Source organism: Moorena sp. SIO2C4, assembly GCF_010672485.1.
GTDB lineage: Bacteria > Cyanobacteriota > Cyanobacteriia > Cyanobacteriales > Coleofasciculaceae > Moorena > Moorena producens.
Window position 1 is genome coordinate 1 of the sequence record NZ_JAAHGN010001421.1, and the last position, 1,484, is coordinate 1,484.

At 43.5% G+C, this 1,484-nt stretch carries 1 protein-coding gene; it reads right to left on the minus strand.

Annotated elements, in window-relative coordinates:
• Window positions 1-237: 237 nt before the first annotated feature.
• Window positions 238-879 carry an IS607 family transposase gene (locus F6K20_RS38200; RefSeq protein ID WP_044493348.1) on the minus strand — a complete coding sequence of 214 codons (642 nt, stop codon included), beginning with the start codon at window positions 877-879 and terminating at the stop codon, window positions 238-240.
• Between the last annotated feature and the right edge of the window lie 605 nt (window positions 880-1,484).

Here is a 1,484-nt window from a genome sequence, read left to right on the forward strand (position 1 = left end):
AAGTAGCGTGCGCGTAGCGCATATGCTTACCTTAAATTATACCAAAAGAAGTTTACAAAAGAGGTTTATTTTAAGCTGACGGCTGACAGCTGACAGCTGTTCGCATAGCGTGAGCTAAAAGCTCACGACTGAATACTTACATAAAAATCTCCCCAATCTCCCCATCTCCCCATCTCCCCATCTCCCCATCTCCCCATCTCCCCACACCTCCCACACTCCCCTCTCTCCACCTACTCTTTACTCTAATGCCTTTACCACTTGAGTCATTCCATCAAGTAATTTTTTATTTTTTTCGCTCCTAGCGCCATAGAGACGGGCAGAAAAGACTGTGATTAATTCCATCATGTCTTGGGTTAATTCGTCTTCAAAGCTGACTCCCTCTGGGGATTTATTAATGATAACGACTTCTGTGCCAAACTCTTCACAAATGGTAAAGATTAATTCTGAGCCAAATCTCAGCAATCTATCCTTGTGAGTAATCACCAACCGTTCAACATCCCCTGTCATAATTTTTTTGAGTAATTTGTTTAATCCTTTTTTGTGATAATTTAAACCACCCCCGAAATCAGAAATAGTCTCGTATTGCCAACCATTAGCAGTGCTAAAATTTTCTAATAATTGAATTTGAATCCTCAGGTCTTTTTCTCGCTCATCACTGGAAACTCTGGCATAGTTGATGGTCAATCTGTCCGTCAATGGCTGAGAATTTCTTGGTGTTATATGTTTGATATCTTTAAGGTAGAATCGTCGTTGTCCAGTAGGTGAACGTTGATATCTGATTTTTCCCCCATCAGCCCACCGTCTTAGGGTTTTGGTAGAGACTCCTAGCTGTTTAGCTGCCTCCCCAATGCTTAATGTCATCTCAGAATGACTTTCCATATCAATGCTAGATCTCATGACTCCGCTCTCTATTATTCCTCATTTCGTAAGTAATGTCCAAGGGTGTCTATTTTTTATAGAGAGGCAAGCTAGCAATAGGCAATAGGCAAGAGGCAAGCTAGCAATAGGCAACCTACCAAGAGGCAAGAGGCAAGCTAGCAATAGGCAAGAGTAGCAAATTAATTATTTATTATATAATATAATTCCAGGATAATTATAGCAGTCGCCAGGGCAGTTAGGACATCGACATTAGTCTCACACCCTTTGTAAGCGATGCAGAGGTGCGACCCGTGGCGAATTTAATTCGCCAAGGTCAAGCGCACCTAAGCGGTCTTGGGGGTTTCCCCCACTCGCGCTTTGCATCAAGAAGCGCAAGAGTTTGACTTCTGACTTCTGACTTCTGACTTCTGACTTCTGACTTCTGACTTCTGACTTCTGCTATACCTTTAATCAAAATTCCCCCCCTATTACCACACTTCCCACACTTCCCACACTTCCCACACTTCCCACACTTCCCGCGCCCCCGCCCCACACTTCCCACACTCCCCCCTCTGACCACCCTAATCCCTTGGCTTTAACAGAAACTGATCGAATTTAATCACCTC